The following is a 26,088-nucleotide window of genomic DNA, read 5'->3' as shown; positions in this document are numbered from 1 at the left end:
ACGCCGAGGCCACTCCATGGACCGCATCATCTACACCTCCATGACCGGCGCGAATGCCGCCGCGCACCGGCAGGCGGTGCTGGCCAACAACCTGGCCAACGCCTCCACCACCGGCTTTCGCGCCGAGATGTCCAACTTCCGCTCGGTGCCGCTGCAAGGCGGCGGCTCCACGACGCGCGTGTTCGCGCTGGAGGCCACCTCGGGCCATGTGGACACACCCGGCCCCGCGCAGACCACGGGCCGTCCGCTGGACGCCATGGCCGTGGGCAATGCCTGGTTCGCCGTGCAGGGGCTGGACGGCGTGGAAACCTACACGCGCGCCGGGTCCTTTCAGGTCACTGCCGCCGGACAGCTGGTCACCAGCACCGGCATGGCCGTGCTCTCGGACGGCGGCGCACCCATCGACGTGCCCCCTAATGCCGAAGTGACGCTGGGCGCCGACGGCACCATCACCGCCCGCCTGGCGGGCGAAGTACCCCAGCCCGTGGCCCGCCTGAAACTGGCCACGCCCGCGGCGGACAACCCGCTCAAGCGCGGCGACGACGGGCTGTTCCGCACGGCCGGCGGCGACCCGCTGCCCGCCGACCCCAACGCGCGCCTGCGCTCGGGCGTGCTGGAGGGATCCAACGTGAACCCGGTGGAATGCATGGTCGGCATGATCGCCGCCGCCCGCCAGTTCGAACAACAAATGCGCCTGCTGCAGACCGCCGAGAGCGACGACAAGAGCGCAGGCCAGCTGCTGAGCCTCAACGGCTAACCCTGAAGGACTACCGCCATGATGAATTCGCTGTGGATCGCCAAGACCGGCATGACCGCCCAGCAGACCCAGCTGGACGTGATCTCGCACAACCTCGCCAACGTGTCCACCACGGGCTTCAAGCGCAACAACGCGGTGTTCGAGGACCTGATCTACCAAAACCTGCGCCAGGTCGGCAGCCAAACCACCGAGGAGAACCAGTTGCCCACGGGCCTGCACCTGGGCCTGGGCGTGAACGTGGTCGCCACCAGCCGCAACTTCACGCAGGGCAGCCTGCAGCAGTCGGGCAACAGCCTGGACGTGGCCATCGACGGCAACGGCTTCTTTGAGGTCCAGTTGCCCGACGGCACCACCGGCTACACGCGCGACGGCGCGTTCAAGCTCGACTCGCAGGGCCGCGTGGTCACCTCCAGCGGCCTGCCCGTGGCGCCCGGCATCACCGTGCCGGCGGACGCCAAGAGCATCAGCATCAGCGAGCGCGGCATGGTAAGCGTGACCGTGGCGGGCAACCCCAACCCCCAGCAGATCGGCCAGCTGGGCATGTCCAGCTTCATCAACTCCGCGGGCCTGGAGCCCGTGGGACAGAACCTGTACCGCGAGTCCGCCGCCTCCGGCGCGCCGCAGCAGGCCGAGCCGGGCACCAACGGCCTGGGCATCATCAAGCAGGGCTTCCTGGAGAACTCCAACGTCAACGTGGTGGAGGAACTGGTCACCATGATCCAGACCCAGCGCGCCTACGAAATGAATTCCAAGGCTATCCAGACGTCCGACCAGATGCTGGCCAAGCTGTCGCAGCTGTGAGCCGCATGACAAGGAACCCTGCCATGACCACCTCCCTCCTGCGCCTTCTGGCAGCGGCCACCGCTGCCGCGCTGGCCGCCGGCTGCGCCAGCATCAACCCGCCCCCGCCGGTGGACGTGCTGCCCACCACACCGCCCCCGATCGCCGCCCTGCCGCGCCCCGCCGGCCCGGCCTCGGGAAGCCTGTTCCATGCCGCCAGCTACCGGCCTGCTTTCGAGGATCAACGCGCGCGCCTGGTGGGCGACATGGTCACCATCGAGATCCTGGAGAGCATCGACGCCAAGCAGGACACCAAGTCCAACGTCAACCGCAACGGCGACACCAAGGGCAGCATCACGGCGCTGCCGCTGCTGGCCCCCTCCACGGTGGGCAAGCTGGCCGCGCGATCGGGCCTGGGCGCAGGCTACGAGAACACCTTCAACGGCAGCGGCAACACCGCCAGCAAGAACGAGTTCAAGAGCAACATCACCACCCTCGTCACCGAAGTGCTGCCCAACGGCCACCTGGTCATCACCGGCGAGAAGCAGGTGGGCGTGAACCGCAGCGTGGATGTGCTGCGCTTCTCGGGCATCGTCGACCCCCGCCACCTGCGCCGCGGCCAGCCCGGCCATCCGGGCAGCGTGATCGACTCGCGCTACGTGGCCAATGTGCGCGTGATCTCGCGCGGCCTGGGCGAGCAGGCCGAGGCCCAGGCCATGGGCTGGCTGGCGCGCGCGTTCAACACCATCAGCCCGTTCTAAATGACGCTGCAACGCTTGTGGGCAGGTGCCCTGCGCGCGGCCGCGCTGGTGGCGGCACTGGCCTGCGCGCCGGCGGGCGCGCAGGACTTCCGCGACCCGGTGGACCAGCCCTTCACCGTGTGGCCCAACATCCCGGTGATCCGCGCCTCCGACCTGGGGGACTACGGCCAGGACCGCCAGATCATTGCCGACCTGCATGCCGACAAGACCGACCCCGCCAAGGTGGCCGCCGCGCTGCAAGCGGTGGACGGCCTGCAGGCCCACCACGAGCGCGCGGCCCTGGCCGAGCTGGGGCGCAGCCTCAACGTACAGCTGATCGCCGAGCTGGACCGGCAAGCACGGCGCATCAACACGCGCAACCCCAAACTGCGCTTCGACTTCGCCGACATCACCCCCGAGCAGCTGCAGCGCCCCTCCGCACGGGACGACCTTCCCAGCCGCGTGGGCCGCATCACGCTGGCCGCCTACATCACCTACACGCGGCTGGACGGCGCGCTGGTGCAGGCCACGGCCACGCTGGTCAAGCTGCGCAGCGGTGCGTCGCAGAGCTTCACCGCCACGGCGCCCGCGCCGCTATTGGCCGAGGCGCTGGCGCGCGACCTGTTCGACTACTTCCAGGGCACGCGTTTCACGGCCCACCAGAACCCGCTGGGCAGCGCGCAGTGGCTCACGGCCGCGCCGGGCCATGCCGACCGGCTGGTGTCGCGCGATGCGGCCTTGCGCTACTGCCAGTCGCAGAACGCCGCCCTGCCCACGGCGGCAGAACTGGAAACCGCCGAGGCCGCGGGCTTCTACGGCGGCGGCGTGGCCCTGCAGCCGGCCGGCGTGTACCACGTGCAGGCGGGCCTGTACGACACGGCGCTTGCGCACGACGGCGCGGGCCGCGCGCGGCCCAACCACCTGGCCAGCGTGCCCAACGGCTACTACTACTGCATCCGCCATGCCGCAGCGCCCGCCAGGGCCGCGCGCACGCGCAAGTAAACTATTACTTTTATAGCTACTAGCGCTTGATGGTAAAGCGCTGGAGGCCAATTTTGCTATCAGCGCTGCGCCACCGGCAAGCCACGCCACACCCGCCGCCCCAGCGCCGATAAACGCCCCAAAAGCCCCCGCTTTTCCGCGCATTGCCCAAAGGCCCGGCTGCCCACAATCGGGGGCATGAAAGCCTTGCCCTACTCCCGCATCGTCCATTGCCTGGTGGCCCTGGCCACCGCCCTGGGCCTGGCCGCGCCCGCGCAGGCCGTGCGCCTGAAGGAAATCGCGGCCGTGCAGGGCGTGCGCAGCAACCAGTTGTCCGGCTACGGCCTGGTGGTGGGCCTGGACGGCACGGGCGACCGGTCCACGCAGATGCCGTTCACCGCGCAGGCCATGTCCAACTACCTGCAGCAGGCGGGCATCAGCCTGCCGCCGGGCACCACGGCGCCGCAGCTCAAGAACGTGGCCACGGTGGTGATCACGGCGCAACTGCCCGCCTTCGCCCAGCCGGGGCAGATGATCGACGTGGCGGTGTCCTCCATCGGCAACGCCAAGTCGCTCAAGGGCGGCACGCTGATCGCCACGCCGCTGCGCGGCGCGGACGGCGAGATCTACGCCCTGGCGCAGGGCAACGTGGTGGTGGGCGGGGCGGGCGCATCGGCCGGCGGCAGCAAGGTGCAGATCAACCACCTGAGCGCTGGACGCATCCCCGATGGCGCCCAGGTCGAGCGCGCCGTGCCCACGCCGCTGCACGACAGCGACACCATCACCCTGGGCCTGAATGCCTCGGACTTCCAGGCCGCGCGCAAGGTGGCGCTGGCCATCAACGCACGCTCGGGCCCGGATACCGCCGTGGCGCTGGACGGGCGCACCGTGCAGGTGCGCGCGCCGCAGGACCCCGGCGCGCGCGTCAACTTCATCGCCGAGCTGGAGGAGCTGCAACTGCCCGACTCCACGCCCGCAGCCAAGGTGGTCATCAACGCGCGCACCGGCTCCATCGTGCTCAACCAGGCGGTGACGCTGGGCCCCTGCGCCATCGCGCACGGCAACCTGTCCATCACCATCAGCACCACACCGGTCATCAGCCAGCCCAGCCCGCTGTCGCGCGGCGTGACCGTGGTGGCGCAAAAGAGCGACATCGCCATCCAGCAGGACGGCGGCAAGGTGATGCAGGTGCCCGCCTCGCCGCAGCTGGCCGACGTGGTGCGCGCGCTCAACACGCTGGGCGCCACACCGCAGGACCTGCTGGCCATCCTGCAGGCCATCAAGGCCGCAGGCGCTCTCAACGCCGAGCTGGAGGTGATCTGATGCCGCTCCTGCGCACCCTTCCCCGCGGCGGCGCCGCTTCCATTCAAGGCCCATGCCGCGTGCGGCGCGACGGGAGGTGGACATGAGCCTTTCGCTCCCCAATGCAGGCGCAACGTCCGCACGCCAGGCGCTGGCCGTGGACGGCCGCGCACTCAACAGCCTCAAGGCGCAAGCCAGCCAGGGCAACGCCCAGGCCACCCAGGACGCCACGCTGGAGGCGGCCAAACAGCTCGAATCCCTGTTCATGCGCGAGCTCATCAAGAGCATGCGCGAGGCCACGATGAAGTCCGGCCTGCTGGAGGGCGCCGAGGGCAACCTGGCCAGCGACCTGTTCGACCAGCAGCTGTCGGTGCAGATGGCAGGCCAGCCCGGTGGGCTGGCCGAGGCCATCCAGCGCCAGCTCTCGCGCCAGTTGGGCGGCGACGGCCAGACCACGCTGGTGCCGGGCTCCACGCTGAGCATGGACGTCGCGCTGCGCAAGGCCGCGCCTGCCGACAATCCGCGTGCCGCGTCGCCCAAGGGGCGTGACGACTTCGTGCAGCACCACCGCGCCGCGGCCGAGCGCGTGGCACGCAGCAGCGGCATCCCCGCCAGCTTCATGCTGGGCCAGGCCGGGCATGAGACGGGCTGGGGCAAGGGCGAGATCCGCCACAAGGACGGCAGCAACTCCTTCAACCTGTTCGGCATCAAGGCCGGCAAGGGCTGGACCGGCAAGGTGGCCGAGGTGACCACCACCGAATACATCAACGGCGCGCCGCGCAAGGTGGTCGCCAAGTTCCGCGCCTACGACTCGTTCGAGGAGTCGTTCCGCGACTACGCACGCCTGATCAACGACAACCCGCGCTACGAGAAGGCGCGCGAGAAGACCCATTCCGCCGTCGCCTACGCCACGGAGCTGCAGAAGGCCGGCTACGCCACCGATCCGCAATACGCCGCCAAGCTCAGCCGCGCCATCCAGAGCACGCTCGGCGTGGCGCGCACCCCCAGCGCGCCCGTGCTGGCCCAGGCATCCGGCACGCAGGCCTGAATCCATAAGAACCAACGCACTGAACCATGAGTCTTCTGAACGTCGGCGCCCGCGCCCTCCTCGCCAATCAGGTCGCCTTGCAGACCACCGGGCACAACATCGCCAACGTCAGCACGGCCGGATATTCGCGCCAGAACGTGGCGATGGAGACCGTGCAGGGCCAGTTCACCGGCTCAGGCTACATCGGCAACGGCGTGCAGGTGGCCACCATCCTGCGCAACCACAGCGAGCTGCTGACGCGCCAGGCCGCGGCCGCCCAGGCGGTACAGGCGGGCGACACGGTGCGCGCCGAGCGCCTGGGGCAACTGCAGGACGTATTCCAGGGGGGCACCAGCGGCCTGGGGGCAGCCATCACCGACATGCTGAACTCGCTGGCCGATGTGGTGGCGTCGCCCACCGACATCACGGCACGCACCGTCACGCTCACCCGCATGGACGAGATGGCCGCTCGCATGCGCAGCAGCGCGGAGCAGCTGCAGGAGATCGCATACTCGGTCAACGAGCAGCTGCAGAACGACGCCACGCGCATCAATTCGCTGGCCAAGAGCATCGCCGACGTGAACGAGCAGATCGCCCGCGTCAAGGGCAACGGCCAGACTCCCAACGACCTGCTGGACAAGCGCGACCAGCTGATTCGCGAACTCAACCAGTTCATCCAGACCACGCAGATCCCAGCCGACGACGGCACGGTGGGCGTGTTCATCGGCGGCAGCCAGGCGCTGGTGCTGGGCGACAAGGCCAGCGAGGTGCTGGTGGCGGAATCCCAGCAGTTCCCGGGGAGCCAGCTCACGCAGCTGTTCTTCAAGCCCGCGGGCGGCGCGCCCGTGGAGTTGAACGAGGGCATGCTGGGCGGCGGCGAAGTGGCCGGCCTGCTGCGCTTTGCCAACCAGGACCTGGCCGAGGGCCGCAACCTGCTGGGGCGCATGGCGCTGGCCATCGGCACCACCTTGAACCACCAGCAGACGCTGGGCCTGACGTTGGAGGGCCAGCCCGGCAAGCCGCTGTTCTCCACGCCCGCATCGGTCGTGGGCCACACCAGCGGCACCGCGGTGGGCAGCATCGACCTGAGCGACAGCACGCAGTTCTCGCCCACCGAGTTCGCCGCGTCGGACTACGAAGTGCGCTTCACGGGCCCGGCCCCCGCAGGCCAGATCATTCGCCTGTCCGACGGCAAGACCACGGCCGTCGCCGACCTGACCGACCCGGCGGGCACGATGGTGGACGGATTGACCTTCAAGTTCACCACCGCGGGCGCCGTGAACGAACGCGTGCTGTTCAAGCCCTTCGCCAGCGCGGCGGCCAACATCCAGTCGCTGGTGTATTCCCCGCGCGACCTGGCCGCCGCCAACCCCATCAATGCGGCCATGGGAACCTCCAACGCGGGGACGCTGCAACTGGCGGAACTCAAGGCCACGGGCCAGCCCAATCCCCCGGGCCTGGTGCTGCCTCCCAACGGCGACACAGCCACGCCGCCCACCTATCCCGGTGGCATCCAGCTGGCCTTCACCGCCGGCCCGCCCGCGACATACGACGTGTACAACCGGGGAACCACGCCCCCCACGGCGGTTGCCACGGGCCAGACGTTCACACCGGGCGTCCCCATCCAGATCAATGGCTGGTCCATCACCCTGCAGGGCACGCCCAAGGATGGCGACACGGTCAACGTGGGCAATGCCCTGGACCCGCAGTACGGCGACATCTACACCCGCAACGCGGGCAACGCCAGCGCCCTCATGGCGCTGCGCGACGTGAAAATGTTCGACGAGTCCTCGCTGGCCGACGGCTATGCGGGCCTCATGGCCCAGGTGGGCACGCGCACGCAAAGCGCGCAGTACGCGGCCAAGCTTTCGGGCTCCATCGCCAGCAACCTGGAAGCCAGCCGCACGGCCGTCTCCGGTGTGAACCTGGACGAGGAGGCCGCGCGGCTCATCCAATACCAACAGGCCTACCAGGCATCCGCCAAGATGCTGCAGATTGCGCAGAACATTTTCGACAACCTGATCCAGACCATGGGCCGCTGAAAGGAACCGCCATGAGCAGCTCTTTCTATCGCGTCAGCACCGCCAACATGTACGACGCCACGCTGCGCAACCTCAGCGCGCGGCAGAAAACCCTGGTGGACCTGCAGGAGAACCTCACCGCGGGCAAGCGCGTGGTGCGTCCCAGCGACGACCCCGTGGCCGCCGCCCAGGCCGAGCGCGCGCTCACGCGCATCAGCCGCATCCAGACCGAGCAACGCGCGCTGGACGTGCAGCGCAACGCCATCGCGCAGGCCGAGTCCACCCTGGGCGACGCCGTGGGACTGGTGCAAGAGATTCGCCAGCTGGTCGTGGCCGCTGGCGGCGGCGCGCTCAAGCCCGAGGACCGCAAGACCTACGCCAACCAGATCCAGAGCCTGCGCGAGCAGCTCACGCAGGTGATCAACCGCAAGGACACCAACGGCGTTCCCCTGCTGGGCGCGCTGGGCAGTGCGCTGGAGCCCTTCACCGGCCCGCTGCTGAGCAACCCCGACTACCTGTTCGCCGGACTGCCGGGGCAGGCAGCCAGCAGTGGCGCGGCGATACCCACCACCGTGGACGGGCATGCCGCGCTGATGTTCGACCCGGTGCGCGACGGCGTGTACACCGCCACCGTCACGCGCGGCGCGGGCAGTTCCCTGGTAACGAGCGCCATCACGACCTCCAACCGCGAGGCACTGGACGGGGCGCAGTATGCGCTGGCCGTGAACACCGTCACGGTGGACCCGGTAGCGGGCACCACCGTCGTCGACTACACGCTGACCAAGACCGCCAAGGACGGCACGGTGACCACCTCGAACGTGACCACCGCGCCCGTCAAGACCGGCCAGCCCATTCCCATCACCATCAACGAGGGCCCGGACACGGTCATGTCGTTCAGCCTGACGGGCACGCCCGCGGCGGGCGACAGCGTTGCCCTGCAGCCCAGCTCCAGCCTGATGGGCACCATCGACAGCGCGATCCGCGGGATCACCGACGCCACCGACAGCGTGGCCGCGTCCCAGGCCGTCGGCCAGGCCCTGGCCAACATCGACGCCGGCATGGAACGCCTGCACAACATGCGCGGCTATGCGGGCGAGCTGCTCAACCGCGCCGACCGCATCACCGGCGACCAGGACAAGCGCTCGATCCAGCTCGAAGCCGACCGCTCGCGCGCGGAGGACCTCGACATGGTGCAGGGTATCTCGGACTTCCAGAACGCCAGCGTGGGCTACGAGGCCGCGCTCAAGTCCTACGCGCAGGTGCAGCGCCTGTCGCTCTTCAATTTCATCAGCTGACGCCGCGCACGCAGGGTTTCGCCACGTGCGCGCCCGCGCGACTGGCGTGACAATGGCCGGCATCCCGCTCTGACCACACTTCTACCCCATGGTCCAATCCGTTCTTGGCAGCCTGGTGCTGGGCTACCGGCCCCTCTGGAATGCCGCGCGCCGGCTGGCCGGCATCCAGCTGTACGTTCACAGCGAGGGCGCCACCCTGGTGGATGCGCCGCACCTGCTGCGCACCATCCAGGAACTGTGGACCTCCAGCTCGCCGCCGCTGCTGCTGTCCGCTCGCTCGCAGCAGCTGCTGGTGGACCTGCTGGAGCACGCCCCTCGCGGCGCGCCCTGGATCGAAGTGCCCCAGGCCTGGCTGGACGTGCCCGCGATCCGCGAGCGCGCGCGCCAGGCCCACGCCCGCGGCCTGCGCCTGGTGTGGCGCGGCGAGCTGGACCACCTGCCCGACGCCGACACCGCGCGGCTGTTCGACAACAGCCTGCTGCACCTGTCCAGCAGCGATGCCGTGCAGGCCCTGCAGGCCGCCGCTGCGGGGCGCAGCGATGCCAGCCCCCGTGCCGCCGGCCAGCGCAGTCCGCTGATCGCCGGACAGGTGTATGACAACGTGGCCAGCCGCGCGCTGCTCACGCACTGCCTGGACGAAGGCGGCGCGCTGGCCGTGGCCGGCTGGCCCGTGGAGGACGTGCTCTACAGCCTGCGCCATCGCCAGCCCCAGCCCGCGCACGAGGTGGTGCTCAAGCTCATGAAGGCCATCGACGACGAGCAGTCCATCGACCGCTTCGAGCAGATCCTGGGCGAGGATCCGCTGCTGGCCTACCGCTTCATGGTCTACACCAACTCCGCTGCGCTCGGCCTGTCCACCGGCGTGGATTCGCTGCGCCGCGGTCTGGTGATGATGGGCTACGGCTCGCTGGGGCGCTGGCTGGCCGACCAGTTGCCGCACGCTGCCACCGAACCCGACCTGCGCCCCATCCGCGCCAGCATGGTGCTGCGCGCGCGCCTGACCGAGCACCTGCTGGACGCTGGCGTGGGCAAAGACCTGCGCCGCGAGGTGTACCTGAGCGGACTGTTCTCGCAGCTGGACGAGGTGCTGCGCGAGCCTCTGGGCACCATCCTGCGCCGCGTGCCGCTGTCCGAGCGGGTGTACGACGCCGCAGTGCTGCGCACCGGCCCCTACGCCCCCAGCCTGGAGATGGCCTGCGCGCTGGAGAGCGACGACGCGGGCGCCATCCGGCAGCTGTGCGAGACGCATGAGCTGGAGCTGGAATACGTCAACCGCGCGCTGCTGCGCGTGCTGTCCGAGCTGGTGGTGGAGCGCCCGCACGCGCACTGATGGCGACTCACGGCCAGTGGTGGTTTTGGGCCGTAGCGCACAATCCAGGCGCGCAGACCACTATCAAATCATGAGCAAATCCGGCCCTTCAAGCACCGACGCCTCCCGCGCCCACGCAGCCACCAGCCGCGGCGCCTTCTCCTCCAGCCTGGGCGTGCTCGCCGCCACGCTGGGTTCCGCCGTCGGGCTGGGCAACATCTGGAAGTTCCCCTCGCTTACCGGGGCCAACGGTGGCGCGGGCTTTCTGCTGATCTACCTGCTCTCGACGCTGTTCATCGGCCTGCCGCTCATGGTGGCCGAGATCGCCATCGGCCGCCAGGCGCGCGCCAATCCCATCTCTGCGCTGCGCCAGTTGCAGCCCCGCGGCGCGCCGTGGTGGCTGATCGGCGTGGCAGGCATGGCGGCGGCGTTCCTGATCATGGCGTTCTATTCCGAGGTCGTCGCCTGGGTGTTTGCCTACGTGGCCAAGGCCCTGTCGGGCAGCCTGCTGTCCAGCGACCCGGTGCAGACGCAGGCCAGCTTCGACGCCCTGGTGCGGGACCCGGTGCAGGCGCTGCTGTGGCAGTGGGTGGTGCTGGCCTTCATCGGCGGCATCCTGCTGCTGGGCGTCACCCGCGGCATCGAGGCGGCCACCAAACGGCTGATGCCGCTGCTGTTCCTGCTGCTGGTGCTGCTGGGCGGCTACAGCCTGACGCTGCCCGGCGCGGGCCAGGCGCTGTCGTTCCTGTTCGCGCCCGAGTGGCACAAGATCACGCCCGCGGTGGTGCTGACCGCCATGGGCCTGGCGTTCTTCAAGCTGTCCATCGGCATGGGCACGATGATGACCTACGGCAGCTACTTCACCGCCGAGCAGAACATCCCGGCCACCGCCACGCGCGTGATGCTGGCCGACCTGTCGGTGTCGCTGCTGGCGGGCATGGCGATCTTCCCCGCGGTGTTCAGCTTCGGCTTCCAGCCGTCGGCGGGGCCATCCCTGGTGTTCATCACGATCCCCGCGGTGTTCGCACAGATGCCGGGTGGCTCGGTGCTGCTGGCGGCGTTCTTCCTCCTCACCGCCATCGCCGCGACCGGCGCCATGCTCTCCCTGATGGAGGTGCCGGTCGTCATCCTGCACGAGCGCTGGGGCCTGAGCCGGCCCCGGGCCACGCTGCTCACGCTGCTGATCCTGGGGCTGCTGGGCGCGGGCTGCGCCCTGAGCCAGAGCACGCTGGCCGCCTTCCAGCCGGGCGGGCGCACCCTGTTCGACTGGGCGGACTACCTCTCGTCCAACCTGCTGCTGCCCGCGGGGGGCATCGCCATCGCGCTCTTCGTCGGCTGGGCCTGGGGCGAGCGCGCATTCGCGGCGCAACTCTCCAACCACGGGCAGTTGGGCAACCAGGGGCTGGCCCGCGTCGTGAGCCTGCTGCTGCGCTGGGTCACGCCGGTGCTGATCCTGCTGGTCATGCTCGCGGGGCTGGGGGTGTTCTCCGGCGCGTGACGGCGCGGCACCTCGGCGTTTTGAGCAAAAACACCGCGCAACCCTTTCCTGGCGAGCGCAAGCAGCTAGTTTTTTCATAGCGCACGCCATCCATGGCGCCGGCATGGCCTTTGCGCCGTGCGTGGCGCAGGACGCATGATGGCCGGCTCTTCCATAGCCGCCAGCCCACAGGAGAACTCCATGCACGACGCCCCGCCCGCCACCCCTCTGTGCCGCCTGCTGGGCTGCCGCCTGCCGCTGATGCTCGCGGGCATGGGCGGCGTGTCGCGCAGCGAACTGGTGGCTGCGGTGACCGAGGCCGGCGGGTTCGGCTTCCTGGGCATGGTGCGCGAGCCGCTGGCGCTGATCGAGCGCGAGGTGGCGCAGGTGCGCCAGCGCACGGCCTTGCCCTTCGGCGTGAACCTGATCCCCGCGGCCACGCCCGCGCCCCTGCTGCGCGCGCAGGTGGACCTGCTGATCGCGCTGCAGGTGCCCGTGGTCAGCCTGTTCTGGGACGTGGATGCCGGCGTGATCGCGCGGCTGCGCGCAGCGGGCATCACCGTGGTGCACCAGATCGGCTCCGCCGCCGAGGCGCTGCAGGCGCAGGAGGCCGGCGCGCAGGCGCTCATCGCGCAGGGCGTGGAGGCCGGCGGCCATGTGCGCGGGCGCCAGCCGCTGGCCGAGCTGTTGTCCGAGGTACTGGCGATGGCCAGCGTCCCCGTGGCCGCCGCGGGCGGCCTGGCCGATGGGCAGGGCGTGGCGCGTGTACTGGCCCAGGGCGCGCAGGCCGCGGTGCTGGGGACCGCCTTGATGGCCACGCACGAGTCCTTCGCCCACGACGCGCACAAGCAGCGGCTGGTGGCCGCGCAGGCCGGCGACACCGTGCTGACCGAGGACTTCCACATCAACTGGCCGCCCCACGCCGCGGTGCGTGTGCTGGCCAACAGCGTCACGCGGCGCGAGCGCGGCGACCCGTTCGCCGCCACAGGCGACATCCCACGCACGGTGATCGGCGACGAGGAAGGCCGGCCCATCTACCTGTTCAGCACCGACTCGCCGCTGCGCTCCATGACCGGCGACTTCGAGGCCATGGCGCTGTACGCCGGCCAGGGTGTGGGGCGCATCACGGCCATCGAACCCGCGGGCGAGCGGCTGCGCCGCATCGCCGCCGAGGCCGCCGCACACCTGCGGCTGCTGAACGACACGCCCGTGGCCGTGGCGTCCCCCGTGTGCTACGCGGGAGATGCGGAGCGCGAGCGCCACGCCCCACTCATCGCGCGGCTGGACGAGCTGCTGGAGGCCGAGCGCGCCGGCGCGCGCGTGGCGCTGCGCAGCCGCACCGAAACCGAGGACGAAGCGCTGCGCGCGCTGATCGACGCCATCCACCGCGACGAAGTGAAGTGGTGCGGCATGCTGATGCGCGCCATCCGCACGCTGGAGGGCACGCCCGGCAGCCGCACGGGCGACTTCTACGACAAGGCCATGGCCGTGCCCGACCTGCGCGAGCGCCTGGCCTTCCTCAACCGCGGCCAGGGCTGGGTGGCCAAGAAGCTGCGCGAGCTGCTGCCGCTGGTGGACGATACGGGCATCCGCGCCGGGCTGCAGGAGATGCTGCAGGCACACGTGGACAACCTGGACAAGGTGAACACCGCCTTGGGGCTCACGCCGCCGCGGCGTTGACGCCAACGCTACGTAAAAGAGAGCTGCTTGCGCTTGCCCATCAAGCGCTTCAGCCCGATTGGACCACTCTCTTCCACGTACGCCAGAACGCCGGGTCCTGCGTGGTGCAGAAGTTGATGCGCATCAGCGTGCAGGGGCGGCGCGTGGCGTGGAACAGCGCGCCCGGCGCGATGAGGTAGCCCTCGTCCAGCATGCGCTGGGCCAGCATGTCGGTGTCCACGCCGGTTTCCACCCAGCCAAACATGCCCGCGGGCTCGGCGGCAAAGCTGCAGCCCGCCTCCAGCGCCAGTTGCACGCTGCGCGCGCGGGCCTGCGCCAGGCGCAGCCGCATGCGGTCGGCATGGCGGCGCAGCTGGCCCTGCTCGATGCACAGCGCGAGGGCCTTTTCCAGCAGCGAGGGCGTGGTCAGCGTGGACAGCAGCTTGGTGTCCAGCAGCCGCTCCACCAGGTCGGGCGGCGCGGCCAGGTAGCCCACGCGCCAGTTGGGCGCCAGGATCTTGGCGAAGCCGCTCACGTAGATGGTGCGGCGCAGCCCGTCCAGCGCCGTGAGGCGCGTGGCGTGGTCGGCGGCGATGTGGCCATAGGTGTCGTCCTCGACCACGTGGAAGTTGTGCTGCTGCGCCAGCTGCAGCACCTGGTGCGCGCTGCCCGGCGACAGGCTGTAGCCCGTGGGGTTGTGCAGCACGCTCACGCTCACGAACAGCTTGGGCGCATGCAGCTCGCAGTAGCGCGCCATGACGGCGAGGTCCGGCCCCTCGGGGCCGCGCGGCACGGGCAGCACGCGCATGCCCAGCGCGTCCAGGCGCGCGAACTCCACCGACCAGCCGGGCTCCTCCACCATCACCGGGTCGCCCGCCTTGAGCAGCGTGCGGCTCACGATGTCCAGCGCCTGCGTGGCGCCCACGGTGGTCATGATCTGATCGGGCTGGGCGTGGATGTTGATGTCGGCCATGCGCCGCGCCAGCGCCTCGCGCAGCGCGGGCTCGCCCATGGGCTCGCCGTAGCTCAGGGAGCCGTCGCGCAGCGCGCTGCTGCCGGTGATCTTGCGCACCGCGGCGCCCATGAAGCGCGCCTCGTCCAGCCAGCCGATGGGCAGCACGCCCGCACCGGGCTGGGGCTTGCTCGACGCCTGGTGGAACATGCCGCGGATCAGCGCCGTGGCGTTGATGTGCGAGCCCGACAGGCGCATGCCGACACCGGTCAGCGGCGACACATTTTTTGCTCCTTTTGTAGGAGCTTCCAGCGCTTGCCCCTCGGGCGTCGGAGCCTGTTTTTGCACAAAATCGCGCACGAAGAAGCCACGCTGGCGCCGGGCCTCCACCAGCCCCTGGGCCAGTAGCTTGTCGTAGGCTGCCACCACGGTGTAGGGGCTCACGCCCTGCTGGCGCGCGCATTCGCGCACCGACGGCAGGCGGGCACCCGCGGGCAGCAGCCGCGCGCGGATGCGCTCGGCAAAGCGCTCGGCGAGCTGTTCGGTCAGGGTGCGGTCGGGGGTGCGGGTCAGCATGGAGGCGTTTCCTGAGCCGGCACTGTGCCAATGCAATTGCCGATACAGTGCATGAAATTGTGGGGTTTGACTGTATTGGTACTGTAATGGACTTTGCCCCTACAGTGCATCGCATAACTTCATTCCCAACGATGGACCCCACCCATGCCCCTGGTTGAATTCACCGCCCTGCTGGTGCTGGCCACTGCCATGAGCTTTACGCCCGGGCCCAACACCACCCTCTCCACCGCGCTGGCCGCCAACCGCGGCCTGCCCGCCGCCATGCGCTTCGTGGTGGCGGTGCCCGTGGGCTGGAGCCTGCTGCTGGTGCTGTGCGCCGCCGGGCTGGGTGCGGTGGTGGTGGCGGTGCCGGCGCTGCGCTGGGCCATCAAGGCCCTGGGCATCGGCTACCTGCTGTGGCTCGCGTTCAAGCTGTCGAACACGGGCCGCCTGTCCGAGGCCGATGCGGCACGCCTGTCGGTGGGCTTCTGGCAGGGCGTGGCGCTGCAGTTCGTGAACATCAAGGCCTGGCTGCTGGCGCTGACCATCGTGGCCGGCTGGGTGATCGGGCGCGACGACAGCCTGCAGCGCATGGCCGTGGTGCTGCCGGCAATGGCCTTCTTCGCACTGACCAGCAACTTCACCTACGCCGCCACGGGTGCGCTGCTGCGCCACTGGCTGGCCCACGGGCAGCGCCTGCTGTGGTTCAACCGCGCCATGGCGGTGGTGCTGCTGGCCACGGCGCTGTGGATGGTGGCCGCATGAGACCGGCGCATCCTCATTGGTCGAAAGGCCGCGGAGCAGGCCAAGCCAGCGGACGCCGTGGAGCTGGCTTGGCCAGGCCACCGGCGGCGTCCCCCTGGAGGGGGAAGGCGCGAAGCGACTCAGGGGGTGATTCGGAATCACGCGGCCTGCTGCTGGGCTTGCTGGGCGTGGCGATCTTCGCGCTCACCCTGCCCATGACGCGCCTGGCCGTCGGCACGCCCGAGGCACCGCTGATGTCCGGCCTGTTCCTGGCCATGGGCCGCGCGGCGGTGGCCGGGCTGCTGTCGGCCGCGCTGCTGCTGTGGCAGCGCGCCCCATTGCCGCAGCGCGGCGACTGGTGGCCGCTGGCCGTGACGGCGCTGGGCGTGGTGTTCGGCTTTCCGCTGCTCACCTCCATCGCCATGCGCTACGTGGGCGCCGTGCACGCGGCCGTGATCATCGGCCTGCTGCCGCTGGCGACCGCCACCGTGGGCGCGCTGCTGCACCGCCAGCGACCGTCTGCCGCGTTCTGGGCCTGCGCGCTGCTGGGCTCGGCGCTGGTGGTGGTGTTCGCGGTGCTGCGCTCGGGCCGGCAGGGCCTGTCGCTGCATCCAGCCGATCTGCTGCTGATGGCCGCCGTGGCCTGCGCCGCCGTGGGCTACGCCTGGGGCGGGCGGCTGGCGCAGCACATGCGCGCCGATGCGGTGATCTGCTGGGCCCTGGTGCTGTCGCTGCCCGTATCGCTGCCGCTGGCCTGGCTGGCATGGCCGCAGGCGGCGGTGCCTGCCGCGGCCTGGGCTGGCTTTGCCTACGTGGCGGTGTTTTCGATGTGGCTGGGCTTCTTCGCCTGGTACCGCGGCCTGGCCCTGGGCGGCACGGTGCGGGTGAGCCAGGTGCAACTGGCCCAGCCGTTCATGAGCATGCTGTTTGCCGTGCCGCTGCTGGGCGAGTCGCTGGACGCGGTGAGCGTGGCGTTTGGCCTGGCGGTGCTGGCCACCGTGGCCCTGGGGCGGCGCATGCCGGTGCGCCGGTGAACCGCCGCCCCGTGAAAACCCTGGACCCGGCGCCGCGCCCCTCGGGCGGTGCGCCGTTGCCGTATGCTGCGCGCGCTGCCCCACCCGCAGGGCCGCACACCGCCGCACAACGGCATTTCTGAGTGGATAGACGGCGCGCAGCAGCGCGCCATTGGAGATAAACGAATGACGAACTGGACCCTGGCCGCACGCGCCGAAAAGATGAACCCCTCGGTGATCCGGGAAATCCTGAAGGTGACCGAGAAGCCCGGCATCATCAGCCTGGCCGGCGGGCTGCCCTCGCCCAAGACCTTCCCGATCGAGTCCTTCGCCGCCGCGGCCGCGTCCGTGCTGGCCACCGACGGCGCATCGGCGCTGCAGTACGCGGCCAGTGAGGGCTATACCCCGCTGCGCGAGGCCATTGCCGCATTCCTGCCCTGGGACGTGCACCCCGACCAAGTGCTGATCACCACCGGATCGCAGCAGGCGCTGGACCTGATCGGCAAGGTGCTCATCGACGCGGGCAGCCGCGTGCTGGTGGAAACGCCCACCTACCTGGGCGCGCTGCAGGCCTTCGCGCCCATGGAACCCCAGGTGGTGTCGGTGGCCAGCGACAGCGAGGGCGTGCTGATCGACGACCTGGCGGCCAAGGCGGGCAGCGGCGCGGACAAGGCGCGCTTCCTGTACGTGCTGCCCAACTTCCAGAACCCCACGGGCCGCACCATGAGCGAAGCCCGCCGCGAGGCCCTGGTGGCCCAGGCCGCCGCGCTGAACCTGCCGCTGGTGGAAGACAACCCCTATGGCGACCTGTGGTTCGACCAGGCGCCCCCCCAACCCCTGACGGCGCGCAACCCCGAGGGCTGCATCTACATGGGTTCGTTCTCCAAGGTGCTGGCCCCCGGCCTGCGCCTGGGCTACGTCGTCGCGCCGCGCCAGATGTACCCCAAGCTGCTGCAGGCCAAGCAGGCGGCCGACCTGCACACGCCCAGCTTCAACCAGCGCCTGGTGTCCGAGGTCATCAAGAACGGCTTCCTGGACCGCCACGTGCCCACCATCCGCCAGCTCTACAAGGAGCAGTGTCAGGCCATGGTGGCCGCGCTGGAGCAGGAGATGCAGGGCCTGGGCGTGACCTGGAACCGCCCCGACGGCGGCATGTTCCTGTGGCTGCGCCTGCCCGAAGGCATGAGCGCGCTGCAACTGCTGCCGCGCGCGGTGGAGCGCAACGTGGCCTTCGTGCCCGGCGCGGCCTTCTACGCCGACCAGCCGGACGACCGCGCGCTTCGCCTGTCCTTCGTCACGGCGTCGCAGGGCCAGATCCGCACCGCGATTGCCGCGCTGGCCGCCGCCATCCGCGAAGCGGCCTGACGCCCTGCACCCTCTGACCTTCCCGCGCGGGAAGGTGGCTGCAGCCCTGCGCACGCGCAGGTGCCGCCGCCGCATGCCCGCCCCATCCTCTATCACCACCACCGGAGCCGTTCCATGCGCCTGCGCCCGTTCCAGCAAGTCGATGTCTTCACCGCCACGCCCTACCTCGGCAACCCGCTGGCCGTGGTGCTGGACGGCGAGGGCCTGTCCACCGAGGAGATGCAGCGGTTCACCAACTGGACCAACCTGTCCGAGGCCACCTTCGTGCTGCCGCCCACGCCTGAAGGGCATGCGGCCGGCGCGGACTACCGCGTGCGCATCTTCTGCCCTGGGCGCGAGCTGCCCTTTGCCGGCCACCCCACGCTGGGCACCTGCCACGCCTGGCTGCAGGCCGGCGGCCAGCCGCGCGCCACGGGGCGCATCGTGCAGGAATGCGGCGTGGGGCTGGTCACACTGCGGCGCGACGGCGAGCAGCTTGCCTTTGCCGCGCCCCCGCTCGTCAAGAGCGGCCCACTGGCCGAGGACGACGTGCAGCTCATCGCACGCGGCCTGGGCGTGGCGCGGGACGACATCGTGGCGCATGCCTGGTGCGACAACGGCCCCAACTGGCGCGGCGTGATGCTGCGCTCGGCCGAGCAGGTACTCGGACTGCGGCCCGACGGCGCGGTACTGGCCGGGTTGGACGTGGGCGTGGTGGGGCCGCGCGGCAAGGTCGGCGTGGTGGGTGCCAGCGATGCCGAGGGCATTGCGTTCGAGGTGCGCGCCTTCTTCCCGGGCAACAACGGTCTGGCGGAAGACCCCGTCACCGGCAGCCTGAACGCGGCGCTGGCGCAATGGCTCATCGGCGCGGGCCTGGCGCCCAGCCGCTATGTGGCCAGCCAGGGCACGGCGCTGGGCCGCGCCGGGCGCGTGCATGTGCAGCAGGACGGCCCGCAGATCTGGGTGGGCGGCCACTCCGTCACCTGCGTGCGCGGCGAGGTGCGGCTGTGACGCGCGCCGCAGCACCGCTGCCCACGCTGGCCGACATCGAAGCCGCGGCACGCACCGTCTACCAGGAGTTCCAGCCCACGCCGCAGTACCGCTGGGGCCTGCTGGGCGAGCGCCTCGGCACGGAGTGCTGGCTCAAGCACGAGAACCACAACCCGGTGGGCGCGTTCAAGATCCGCGGCGGCCTGACGTACTTCGACCAGCTGGCGCAGCGGGGTGAGCTGCCGCACGAGGTCATCAGCGCCACGCGCGGCAACCACGGCCAGAGCATCGGCTGGGCCGCGCGACGCCATGGCGTGGCCTGCACCATCGTCGTGCCGCACGGCAATTCGGTGGAGAAGAACGCGGCCATGCGCGCACTGGGCGTGAACCTGGTGGAACACGGCGACGACTTTCAGGCCGCCCGCGAGCACGCCCTGCGGCTGGCCGCCGAACGCGGCGCCCACATGGTGCCCAGCTACCACCCCGACCTGGTGCGCGGCGTGGCCACCTACTGGTGGGAATTCCTGCGCGCCGTGCCGCACATGGATGTGGCCTATGTGCCCATCGGCCTGGGTTCCGGCGCCTGCGCTGCCGTGGCGGCCAAGCGGGCATTGGGACATGGGGTGCGCCTGGTGGGCGTGGTGAGCTGCCACGCCACCACCTATGCCGACTCGTTCGCCGCGGGCCATGTGGTGGCGTCGCCCGTCAGCACGCAGATCGCCGACGGCCTGGCGGTGCGCATGGCCGACCCGGACGCATTGGCCGTGCTGCTGCCTGAACTGGACGGGGTGGTGCAGGTCAACGATGACGCAGTGGCTGCCGCCATGCGCGCGCTGTTCACGGACACCCACAACGTGGCCGAGGGCGCGGGCGCGGCGGCACTGGCTGCCGCGCTGCAGGAGCGGGAAGCCCTGCGCGGCCAGTGCGTGGGCCTGCCGCTCACGGGCGGGAATGTGGATGCGGCGTTGTTCGCCCGGGTACTGATGGGGCAGTGACTGCGGGTTTCGTCCTGCAAAACACGCCGCACGAGGCCGGCCGGAGAACGCCAGGGTTTTCCCGGCGGGTGATTTCAACCAACAAAACTTTCATCGCGGTGTTTGACGCAGCCCTGCCTGCGCCAACACCATTGCTTCCAAGCCGCACCCATCCGCGGCGCTGGAGACACCAATATGCGATGGAGACAACGCCCCGCCGGCTCCAACTGGGGTGACTTCGGGCCCGACGACCAGTTGGGCCGCACCAACCTGATCGGCCCGGAGCAGGTGCGCAAGGGCGTGCAGGAAGTGCGCGAGGGCATCAGCCTGTGCCTGTCGCTGCCGCTGGACTACCCTGGCGGCAACGTGCTGAACGCGCGCCGCCTGCCGCCCCAACTGCGCCCCACGCGGCGCGAAGGCATTCCGTACGTCAACTTTCCGCTGGGCCATGTGTACCCCGGCGCCACCGACGTGGTCAGCGACGACCAGGTGCTGCTGTCGTTGCAGTACTCCACGCAATGGGACTCGCTGGCGCATGTGGGCGCGCTGTTCGACCCCGACGGCGATGGCCAGCCGCGCACGGTGTACTACAACGGCTACCGCGGCCACGAGCACATCCTGGGTCCGCAGGACCATGGCATCCCCGCGCGCGACGGCGACGGCGCGGCGGCGCGTTACCAGCCCGTGTGCTGCGCCGGCCGCGCGCCGGACGAGAGCGTGGCCCGCGCGCTGGGCGTGGAGCACCTGGCCGTGAAGGGCATGCAGGGGCGCGGCGTGCTGGTGGACCTGGAGCGCGCCTACGGCACCGACTTTCGGGACATCGGCTACGACGAACTCATGCGTGCCATGGAGCGCAGCGGCGCCAGCGTGGAGCCCGGCGACATGCTGCTGCTGCGCACCGGCTTTGCCGAGCTGGTGCTGTCCATGCAGCGCCAGCCCGACGCGCACCGCCTGCACCACAGCTGCGCCGCGCTGGACGGCGGCGACGAAAAGCTGCTGCAGTGGATCACCGACAGCGGCATCGCCGCGCTGATCGCCGACAACTACGCCGTGGAGCGCCACCCGCCACGCCGCGTTCCCGAGGACGGTGCGCCCTACCCCGTGCTGCCGCTGCACGAGCACTGTCTGTTCAAGCTGGGCCTGCCGCTGGGCGAGCTGTGGTACCTGAAAGAACTGGCCGACCACCTGCACGCCCTCGGGCGCACCCGTTTCCTGCTCACCGCGCCACCGCTGCGCCTGCCGGGCGCCGTGGGCTCGCCCGTGACCCCCATTGCCACCCTGTGATTCCCCAAACACACACCAACGAAGGAGACAACCATGAACCGCCCCGTCCACCTCACTCCGCGTCCCCTGACCCGCGCCTGCCGCGCGCTGTGCACGGGCCTTGCCCTGCTGGCCGCCACGGCCACCGTCACCGCCCAGGACACGGCAATTTCTGACGACGTGGTGCGCCTGGGCATCCTCACCGACCTGAACGGCCCGTTCGCCGACATCACCGGCCCAGGCAGCGCCGCCGCCATCCAGATGGCCATCGACGACTTCGGCGGCAAGGTAGCGGGCAAGAAGATCGAACTGGTGGTGGCCGATCACCAGAACAAGGCCGACATCGCCTCCAGCAAGGCGCGCGAGTGGTTCGATACCGGCAAGGTGGACGCCATCATGGACGTGGCCGTCTCCGCGCCCGCACTGGCGGTGCTGGAGGTGGCCAAGCAAAAGCAGAAGGTCGTCATCTTCAACGGCCCCGGCCTGGACCGCCTCACGGGCGACCTGTGCATGCCCAGCACCGTGCACTACGTGTACGACACCTACGCCCTGGCCAACGTAACGGCCAGCGCCATCACCGCACGCGGCGGAAAGGACTGGTTCTTCATCACCGCCGACTACGCCTTCGGCCACAGCCTGCAGGAGCAGGCCAGCGCCGTGGTCACGGCCCAGGGCGGCAAGGTGCTGGGCGCGGCCCGCCACCCGATCGCGGCGACCGACTTCGCCTCGTTCCTGATCAGCGCGCAGAACAGCAAGGCCCAGGTCGTCGGCCTGGCCAACGCGGGGGGCGATACGGTGAACACCATCAAGGCCGCGCGCGAGTTCGGCCTGACCACGGGCAAGAACAAACAGACCCTGGCCGGCCTGCTCATGTACATCAACGACATCCACGCCATCGGCCTGCGCACCGCCGGCGGCCTGATGCTGACCGAGGGCTTCTACTGGGACATGAACGACGAGACGCGCGCCTGGTCCAAGCGCTACTTCGAGAAGATGAAGAAGATGCCCAACATGAGCCAGGCGGGCGCCTATTCCTCGACCATGCATTACCTGAAGGCCGTGCAGGCCGCCAAGACCGACGACACGGCCCAGGTCATGGCCAAGATGAAGGCCACGCCCATCAACGACTTCTTCGCCAAGAACGGCCGCATCCGCGAGGACGGCCGCATGGTGCATGACATGTACCTGTTCGAGGTCAAGTCGCAGGCCGAGTCCAAGTACCCGTGGGACTACTACAAGCTCGTTGCCACCGTGCCCGGCGACAAGGCCTTCCTGCCACTGTCGCAGTCCAAGTGCCCCATGGTGAAGAAATGACGAACACCGTACTCGTCGTGGGCGCCACCGGCGTCGTGGGCCAGGCCTGCCTGCGCCACTTCGCCGCCCTGCCCGGCTGGCGCGCCGTGGGCGTGGCGCGCCGCGCCATCGCCCTGCCCGCGGGCGCCACCGCGCTGCAGCTGGACCTGCAGGACGCAGCGGCCTGCCAGGCTGCGCTGGGCGCGCGGGACGACATCACCCATGTGGTCTATGCCGCCGTGTACGAGCAGCCCGGGGGCCTCGTGGGCGGCTGGCGCGACCAGGAGCAGATGCGCATCAACCTGCAAATGCTGCGCAACGTGGTCGAGCCGCTGGACCGCCCGGACGGTGCGCTGCGCCATGTGACCATCATGCAGGGCGGCAAGGCCTACGGCGTGCACATCCACCCGCAAATCGCCGTGCCCGCACGCGAACGCTGGCCGCGCGACCCCCACGAGAACTTCTACTGGCTGCAGGAGGACTTCCTGCGCGAGCGCCAGGCCAAGGGCCAGTGGCACTTCACCATCATGCGCCCGCGCATCGTGTTCGGCGACGCGGCGGGCAGCAACATGAACCCCATCCCGGCCATCGGCGTCTATGCCTGGCTGCGCCATGAACAGGGCCTGCCCCTGGCCTACCCCGGCGGCCCGGCGCGCGTGAACCAAGCCATCGACGCCGACCTGATCGCCCAGGCCTGCGCCTGGGCTGCCGAGTCGCCCAACGCACGCAACGAAACCTTCAACCTGGAAAACGGCGACGTGTTCGTCTGGCAGAACGTCTGGCCCACCATCGCCGACGCGCTGGGCATGCCCGTGGGCGAGCCCGAGCCCCAGTCGCTGGCCACCGCGCTGGCCGACCAGCAGCCCGCGTGGGAGCGCCTGGTGGACAAGTACCAACTGGCGGCGCCGCGCGATCTGACCGCCTTCATCGGCCAGGGCGCAGCGTATGCCGACTTCCAGATGAACCACGGCAGGGCCGCCCCGCTGCCGCCGGTGATCATGAGCTCGGTGAAGATCCGCCAGGCGGGCTTTCATGCGTGCATGGACACCGAGGACATGTTCCGCAAATGGTTCGGCCAGTTGCAGCAGCGCCGCCTGCTGCCCACGGCGGCGCAGGCGCGGGCGGCGCTTGCCGCCTAGCGCGCCGCCGGTCGCAGCCGCGACAAGCGCGCGGCAGCGGCCTCGCCACAATTCCAGACCATGGGAACCCTCTACCTCGTGCGCCACGGCCAGGCCTCGTTTGGCGCGGACGACTATGACCAGCTCAGCCCGCGCGGCCATGAGCAGGCGGTGCGCCTGGGCGCGTACTGGCGCGAGCGCGGGCTGCAGTTCGATGCGGTGCTGTGCGGCACGCTACGCCGCCATGCGCAGACGCTGCAAGGCATCCAGCAAGGGCTGGAGGGCACGCCCGAGCCCCTGCTGATGCCGGGACTCAACGAATACGACAGCCATGCGCTGATCCACTGCGTGCACCCCATGCCGTTGCCGCGTCCCGACACGCCCGAGTTGTACAAGCAGCACTTTCGCCTGCTGTGCGATGCCATGGCGCAGTGGATGGCGGGCACCATCAGCCCGGCAGGCATGCCCTGCTGGGACGATTTCTCTGGCGGGGTGCGCGCGGCGCTGGACCATGTACGGCGCCAGCACACGGGACACAACGTGCTGCTGGTCTCCAGCGGCGGGCCCATCGCCGCCGCCGTGGGCGAGGTGCTCTGCACCCCGCCCGAGGTCACGATCGCGCTGAACATGCGCATCCGCAACAGCGCGGTCACGGAGTTCAGCATCAGCCCCAAACGCCTGATGCTGCAGACCTTCAACACGCTGCCGCACCTGGACACGCCCGAACACCGCGGCTGGGCAACGCACGCCTGAGAACGTTTGCTATTGAAAAGTGAGCTATTAGCGCTTGATGGAAAAGCGCTAGAGCCGATTTTTGCTTAAATTTTTGCCACCGTCTCGGGCGGCAGCGCATGCAGCTCGCCCAGCAGTTGGGCTAGCCCCCTTGCGGCAGCCTGCACCATGGCCTGTCCCTGGGCGGCAGTGGCGGCCGCGGCATTGCCAACGGCGCCCGCGGGGTTGTAGTCCTCGATGGCCCAGCCCATCTTGGCGCTCTTGCCGTTGCCCAGCAGCCCAAAGCGCGCCGCGCGGTCCTGCGAGGTCGAGGGGAAGTGCTGCGCATGCTCCATGCACACGGTGGCGGGCGCCATGTGCAGCATCATCGACGTCTCGATCTCGCCGCCGTGGATGCCGAAGCGGTGCTCCTGCGCAGTAAAACGTGCGTTGGTGGCCTCGTCCACCAGGTTGAACCAGCTGCTGCCGTACACCAGCAGCCCGTGGCGCTGGCGCAGCTCGCGCGCCACGATGTCCATGGCCGCCACGTTGCCCCCGTGGCCGTTGAGCAGCAGGAGCTTCTTCACCCCCGCGCGCGCGATGCAGGCGCCCAGCTCGGTCCACAGCGCGATCAGCGTGGCGGGCGACAGCGTGAGCGTGCCGGGGTAGGACAGGTGCTCGGTGGACAGGCCCACGTTCTGCGGCGGCAGCAGCAGCACGGGCAGATCGGCGGGCAGCAAGGGCAGCGCAGCGTCGATCACGCCGGCCAGCAGCGTGGCGTCGACCGACAGCGGCAGGTGCGGGCCATGCTGCTCGACGGCGGCCACGGGCAGCACCGCCACGGCCTGCGCGGCCAGGCCCGTGGCCTGCGCCTGGGCAAAGTCGCGGGCGGACAGTTCGGCCCAAAAGCGGGAGGGATATCGCATGCGGGCCATCTTAGAGCGTAACCACGCTCCTGCCCGAGCGAACGCTCTACCATTGCCCACCATGACCCACGACCTTTTCCGCGCCGACAGCTACCTGCGCGAATGCAGCGCCACCGTCACCGCCCTCACGCCCGAAGGTGGCGTGGTGCTGGACCGCACCGTGTTCTACCCGCTGGGCGGCGGCCAGGCGGGCGATGCCGGCGTGTTGCTGCGCCCCGATGGCACGGCACTGGCCATCGCCGACACGCGCAAGGGCAAGGACGCCGAGGGGCGGCCCACCGCGGACATCGTGCATGTGCCCGCGCCGGGCCAGGCGCTCGGCCTGGCGGTGGGCGATGCGGTCACGGCGCGCATCGACTGGGAGCGCCGCCACCGGCTGATGCGCTTTCACACCACCACGCACCTGCTGTGCCACATCGTCGCGCAGCCGGTGAACGGCTGCTCGATCACGCCCGACTACGCGCGCCTGGACTTCCACATGGACGGCGCGCTGGACAAGGACGCGCTCACCGCCGCCATCGCGCGCCTGGTGGCGCAGGACCATGCGGTGACCATCGGCGCGATCAGCGACGCGGCGCTGGACGCCAACCCGCAGCTCGTCAAGAGCATGAGCGTGCAGCCCCCGCGCGGCACCGGCACGGTGCGCACGGTGCGCGTGGGCGGCGCCTGCGACGGCGACGCCGCGCAGATCGACCTGCAGCCCTGCGGCGGCACGCATGTGGCGCGCACCGGCGAGATCGGCGCCGTGGTGGTCACCAAGATCGAGAAAAAGGGCACCATGTCGCGCCGCGTGGTGCTGGGCTTGGGCGCCTGAACGCCAGCCCCCAAGGAACCAAACCCCGTCCCCGCCGCTCCCA

23 protein-coding genes are annotated in these 26,088 nt (G+C 70.1%); 21 read left to right on the top strand and 2 right to left on the bottom strand.

The window, feature by feature from the left end; genetic code table 11:
* Positions 1-16: 16 nt before the first annotated feature.
* From MRB47_RS03420 to MRB47_RS03370, 11 genes are all read left to right on the top strand, one after another.
* Positions 17-757: a flagellar basal body rod protein FlgF gene (locus tag MRB47_RS03420; protein WP_011806918.1), complete on the top strand. Its 741-nt coding sequence runs from the start codon at positions 17-19 to the stop codon at positions 755-757.
* An 18-nt stretch (positions 758-775) separates the two neighbouring features.
* Positions 776-1,558, top strand: coding sequence for a flagellar basal-body rod protein FlgG (gene flgG / locus MRB47_RS03415; protein WP_011806919.1), 783 nt, complete (start codon positions 776-778; stop codon positions 1,556-1,558).
* 23 nt (positions 1,559-1,581) lie between these two features.
* Entirely contained in the window at positions 1,582-2,298 is a 717-nt protein-coding gene (locus MRB47_RS03410; protein WP_015914367.1) for a flagellar basal body L-ring protein FlgH, read from the top strand.
* Complete coding sequence (locus MRB47_RS03405; RefSeq protein ID WP_015914368.1) at positions 2,299-3,279, top strand: hypothetical protein; 981 nt, start codon at positions 2,299-2,301, stop codon at positions 3,277-3,279.
* A gap of 177 nt (positions 3,280-3,456) precedes the next feature.
* The gene (locus MRB47_RS03400) at positions 3,457-4,581 is read left to right on the top strand and encodes a flagellar basal body P-ring protein FlgI (RefSeq protein WP_015914369.1); all 1,125 of its coding nucleotides are present in this window, start codon (positions 3,457-3,459) and stop codon (positions 4,579-4,581) included.
* 82 nt (positions 4,582-4,663) lie between these two features.
* A complete protein-coding gene (gene flgJ, locus MRB47_RS03395) occupies positions 4,664-5,608 on the top strand; it encodes a flagellar assembly peptidoglycan hydrolase FlgJ (RefSeq protein WP_252101910.1) in 945 nt (314 codons plus the stop codon).
* A 26-nt stretch (positions 5,609-5,634) separates the two neighbouring features.
* Positions 5,635-7,629: a flagellar hook-associated protein FlgK gene (gene flgK, locus MRB47_RS03390; protein ID WP_252101909.1), complete on the top strand. Its 1,995-nt coding sequence runs from the start codon at positions 5,635-5,637 to the stop codon at positions 7,627-7,629.
* A gap of 11 nt (positions 7,630-7,640) precedes the next feature.
* Positions 7,641-8,903 carry a flagellar hook-associated protein FlgL gene (flgL, locus tag MRB47_RS03385; protein WP_123676777.1) on the top strand — a complete coding sequence of 421 codons (1,263 nt, stop codon included), beginning with the start codon at positions 7,641-7,643 and terminating at the stop codon, positions 8,901-8,903.
* An 88-nt stretch (positions 8,904-8,991) separates the two neighbouring features.
* Positions 8,992-10,233: an HDOD domain-containing protein gene (locus MRB47_RS03380; RefSeq protein WP_103738062.1), complete on the top strand. Its 1,242-nt coding sequence runs from the start codon at positions 8,992-8,994 to the stop codon at positions 10,231-10,233.
* Between the two features lie 70 nt (positions 10,234-10,303).
* Positions 10,304-11,710: a sodium-dependent transporter gene (locus MRB47_RS03375; protein ID WP_172208735.1), complete on the top strand. Its 1,407-nt coding sequence runs from the start codon at positions 10,304-10,306 to the stop codon at positions 11,708-11,710.
* A 180-nt stretch (positions 11,711-11,890) separates the two neighbouring features.
* Entirely contained in the window at positions 11,891-13,369 is a 1,479-nt protein-coding gene (locus tag MRB47_RS03370; protein WP_252101908.1) for a nitronate monooxygenase, read from the top strand.
* A gap of 49 nt (positions 13,370-13,418) precedes the next feature.
* Here MRB47_RS03370 and MRB47_RS03365 read toward each other — a convergent pair whose 3' ends face one another.
* Positions 13,419-14,876, bottom strand: coding sequence for a PLP-dependent aminotransferase family protein (locus MRB47_RS03365; RefSeq protein ID WP_252101907.1), 1,458 nt, complete (start codon positions 14,874-14,876; stop codon positions 13,419-13,421).
* Positions 14,877-15,020: 144 nt separating this feature from the next.
* On the opposite strand from MRB47_RS03365, the gene MRB47_RS03360 reads away from it, so the two are divergent.
* From MRB47_RS03360 to MRB47_RS03320, 9 genes are all read left to right on the top strand, one after another.
* Entirely contained in the window at positions 15,021-15,620 is a 600-nt protein-coding gene (locus MRB47_RS03360) for a LysE family translocator (protein WP_011806930.1), read from the top strand.
* A 68-nt stretch (positions 15,621-15,688) separates the two neighbouring features.
* Positions 15,689-16,633 (top strand): DMT family transporter, encoded by a 945-nt coding sequence (locus MRB47_RS03355; RefSeq protein ID WP_103738065.1) that lies wholly within the window; start codon positions 15,689-15,691, stop codon positions 16,631-16,633.
* Positions 16,634-16,798: 165 nt separating this feature from the next.
* Positions 16,799-17,977 (top strand): PLP-dependent aminotransferase family protein, encoded by a 1,179-nt coding sequence (locus MRB47_RS03350; RefSeq protein ID WP_252101906.1) that lies wholly within the window; start codon positions 16,799-16,801, stop codon positions 17,975-17,977.
* A gap of 114 nt (positions 17,978-18,091) precedes the next feature.
* On the top strand, positions 18,092-18,967 hold the full coding sequence (locus MRB47_RS03345; RefSeq protein WP_015914380.1) for a PhzF family phenazine biosynthesis protein: 876 nt from the start codon (positions 18,092-18,094) through the stop codon (positions 18,965-18,967).
* The gene (locus tag MRB47_RS03340) at positions 18,964-19,941 is read left to right on the top strand and encodes a threonine dehydratase (protein ID WP_252101905.1); all 978 of its coding nucleotides are present in this window, start codon (positions 18,964-18,966) and stop codon (positions 19,939-19,941) included. The genes MRB47_RS03345 and MRB47_RS03340 overlap by 4 nt, the downstream gene beginning before the upstream one ends.
* A gap of 174 nt (positions 19,942-20,115) precedes the next feature.
* Positions 20,116-21,204, top strand: coding sequence for a cyclase family protein (locus tag MRB47_RS03335; RefSeq protein ID WP_011806935.1), 1,089 nt, complete (start codon positions 20,116-20,118; stop codon positions 21,202-21,204).
* A gap of 33 nt (positions 21,205-21,237) precedes the next feature.
* Positions 21,238-22,497, top strand: coding sequence for an ABC transporter substrate-binding protein (locus MRB47_RS03330; RefSeq protein ID WP_088888256.1), 1,260 nt, complete (start codon positions 21,238-21,240; stop codon positions 22,495-22,497).
* The gene (locus tag MRB47_RS03325; RefSeq protein ID WP_252101904.1) at positions 22,494-23,615 is read left to right on the top strand and encodes an SDR family oxidoreductase; all 1,122 of its coding nucleotides are present in this window, start codon (positions 22,494-22,496) and stop codon (positions 23,613-23,615) included. Before MRB47_RS03330 ends, MRB47_RS03325 begins: the two co-directional genes overlap by 4 nt.
* Positions 23,616-23,675: 60 nt before the next feature.
* Positions 23,676-24,347 (top strand): histidine phosphatase family protein, encoded by a 672-nt coding sequence (locus MRB47_RS03320; protein ID WP_011806938.1) that lies wholly within the window; start codon positions 23,676-23,678, stop codon positions 24,345-24,347.
* 65 nt (positions 24,348-24,412) lie between these two features.
* On the opposite strand, the gene MRB47_RS03315 is transcribed toward MRB47_RS03320, so the two are convergent.
* Positions 24,413-25,240, bottom strand: coding sequence for a creatininase family protein (locus tag MRB47_RS03315; RefSeq protein ID WP_252101903.1), 828 nt, complete (start codon positions 25,238-25,240; stop codon positions 24,413-24,415).
* Between the two features lie 52 nt (positions 25,241-25,292).
* On the opposite strand from MRB47_RS03315, the gene MRB47_RS03310 reads away from it, so the two are divergent.
* On the top strand, positions 25,293-26,045 hold the full coding sequence (locus tag MRB47_RS03310; RefSeq protein ID WP_252101902.1) for an alanyl-tRNA editing protein: 753 nt from the start codon (positions 25,293-25,295) through the stop codon (positions 26,043-26,045).
* The last annotated feature ends 43 nt before the right edge of the window (positions 26,046-26,088 follow it).

This window comes from Diaphorobacter sp. LI3 (assembly GCF_022807955.1).
Lineage (GTDB): Bacteria > Pseudomonadota > Gammaproteobacteria > Burkholderiales > Burkholderiaceae_C > Diaphorobacter > Diaphorobacter nitroreducens.
Note: the sequence above shows the minus strand (reverse complement) of the source record. Positions and strands in the feature narration are given on the sequence as shown.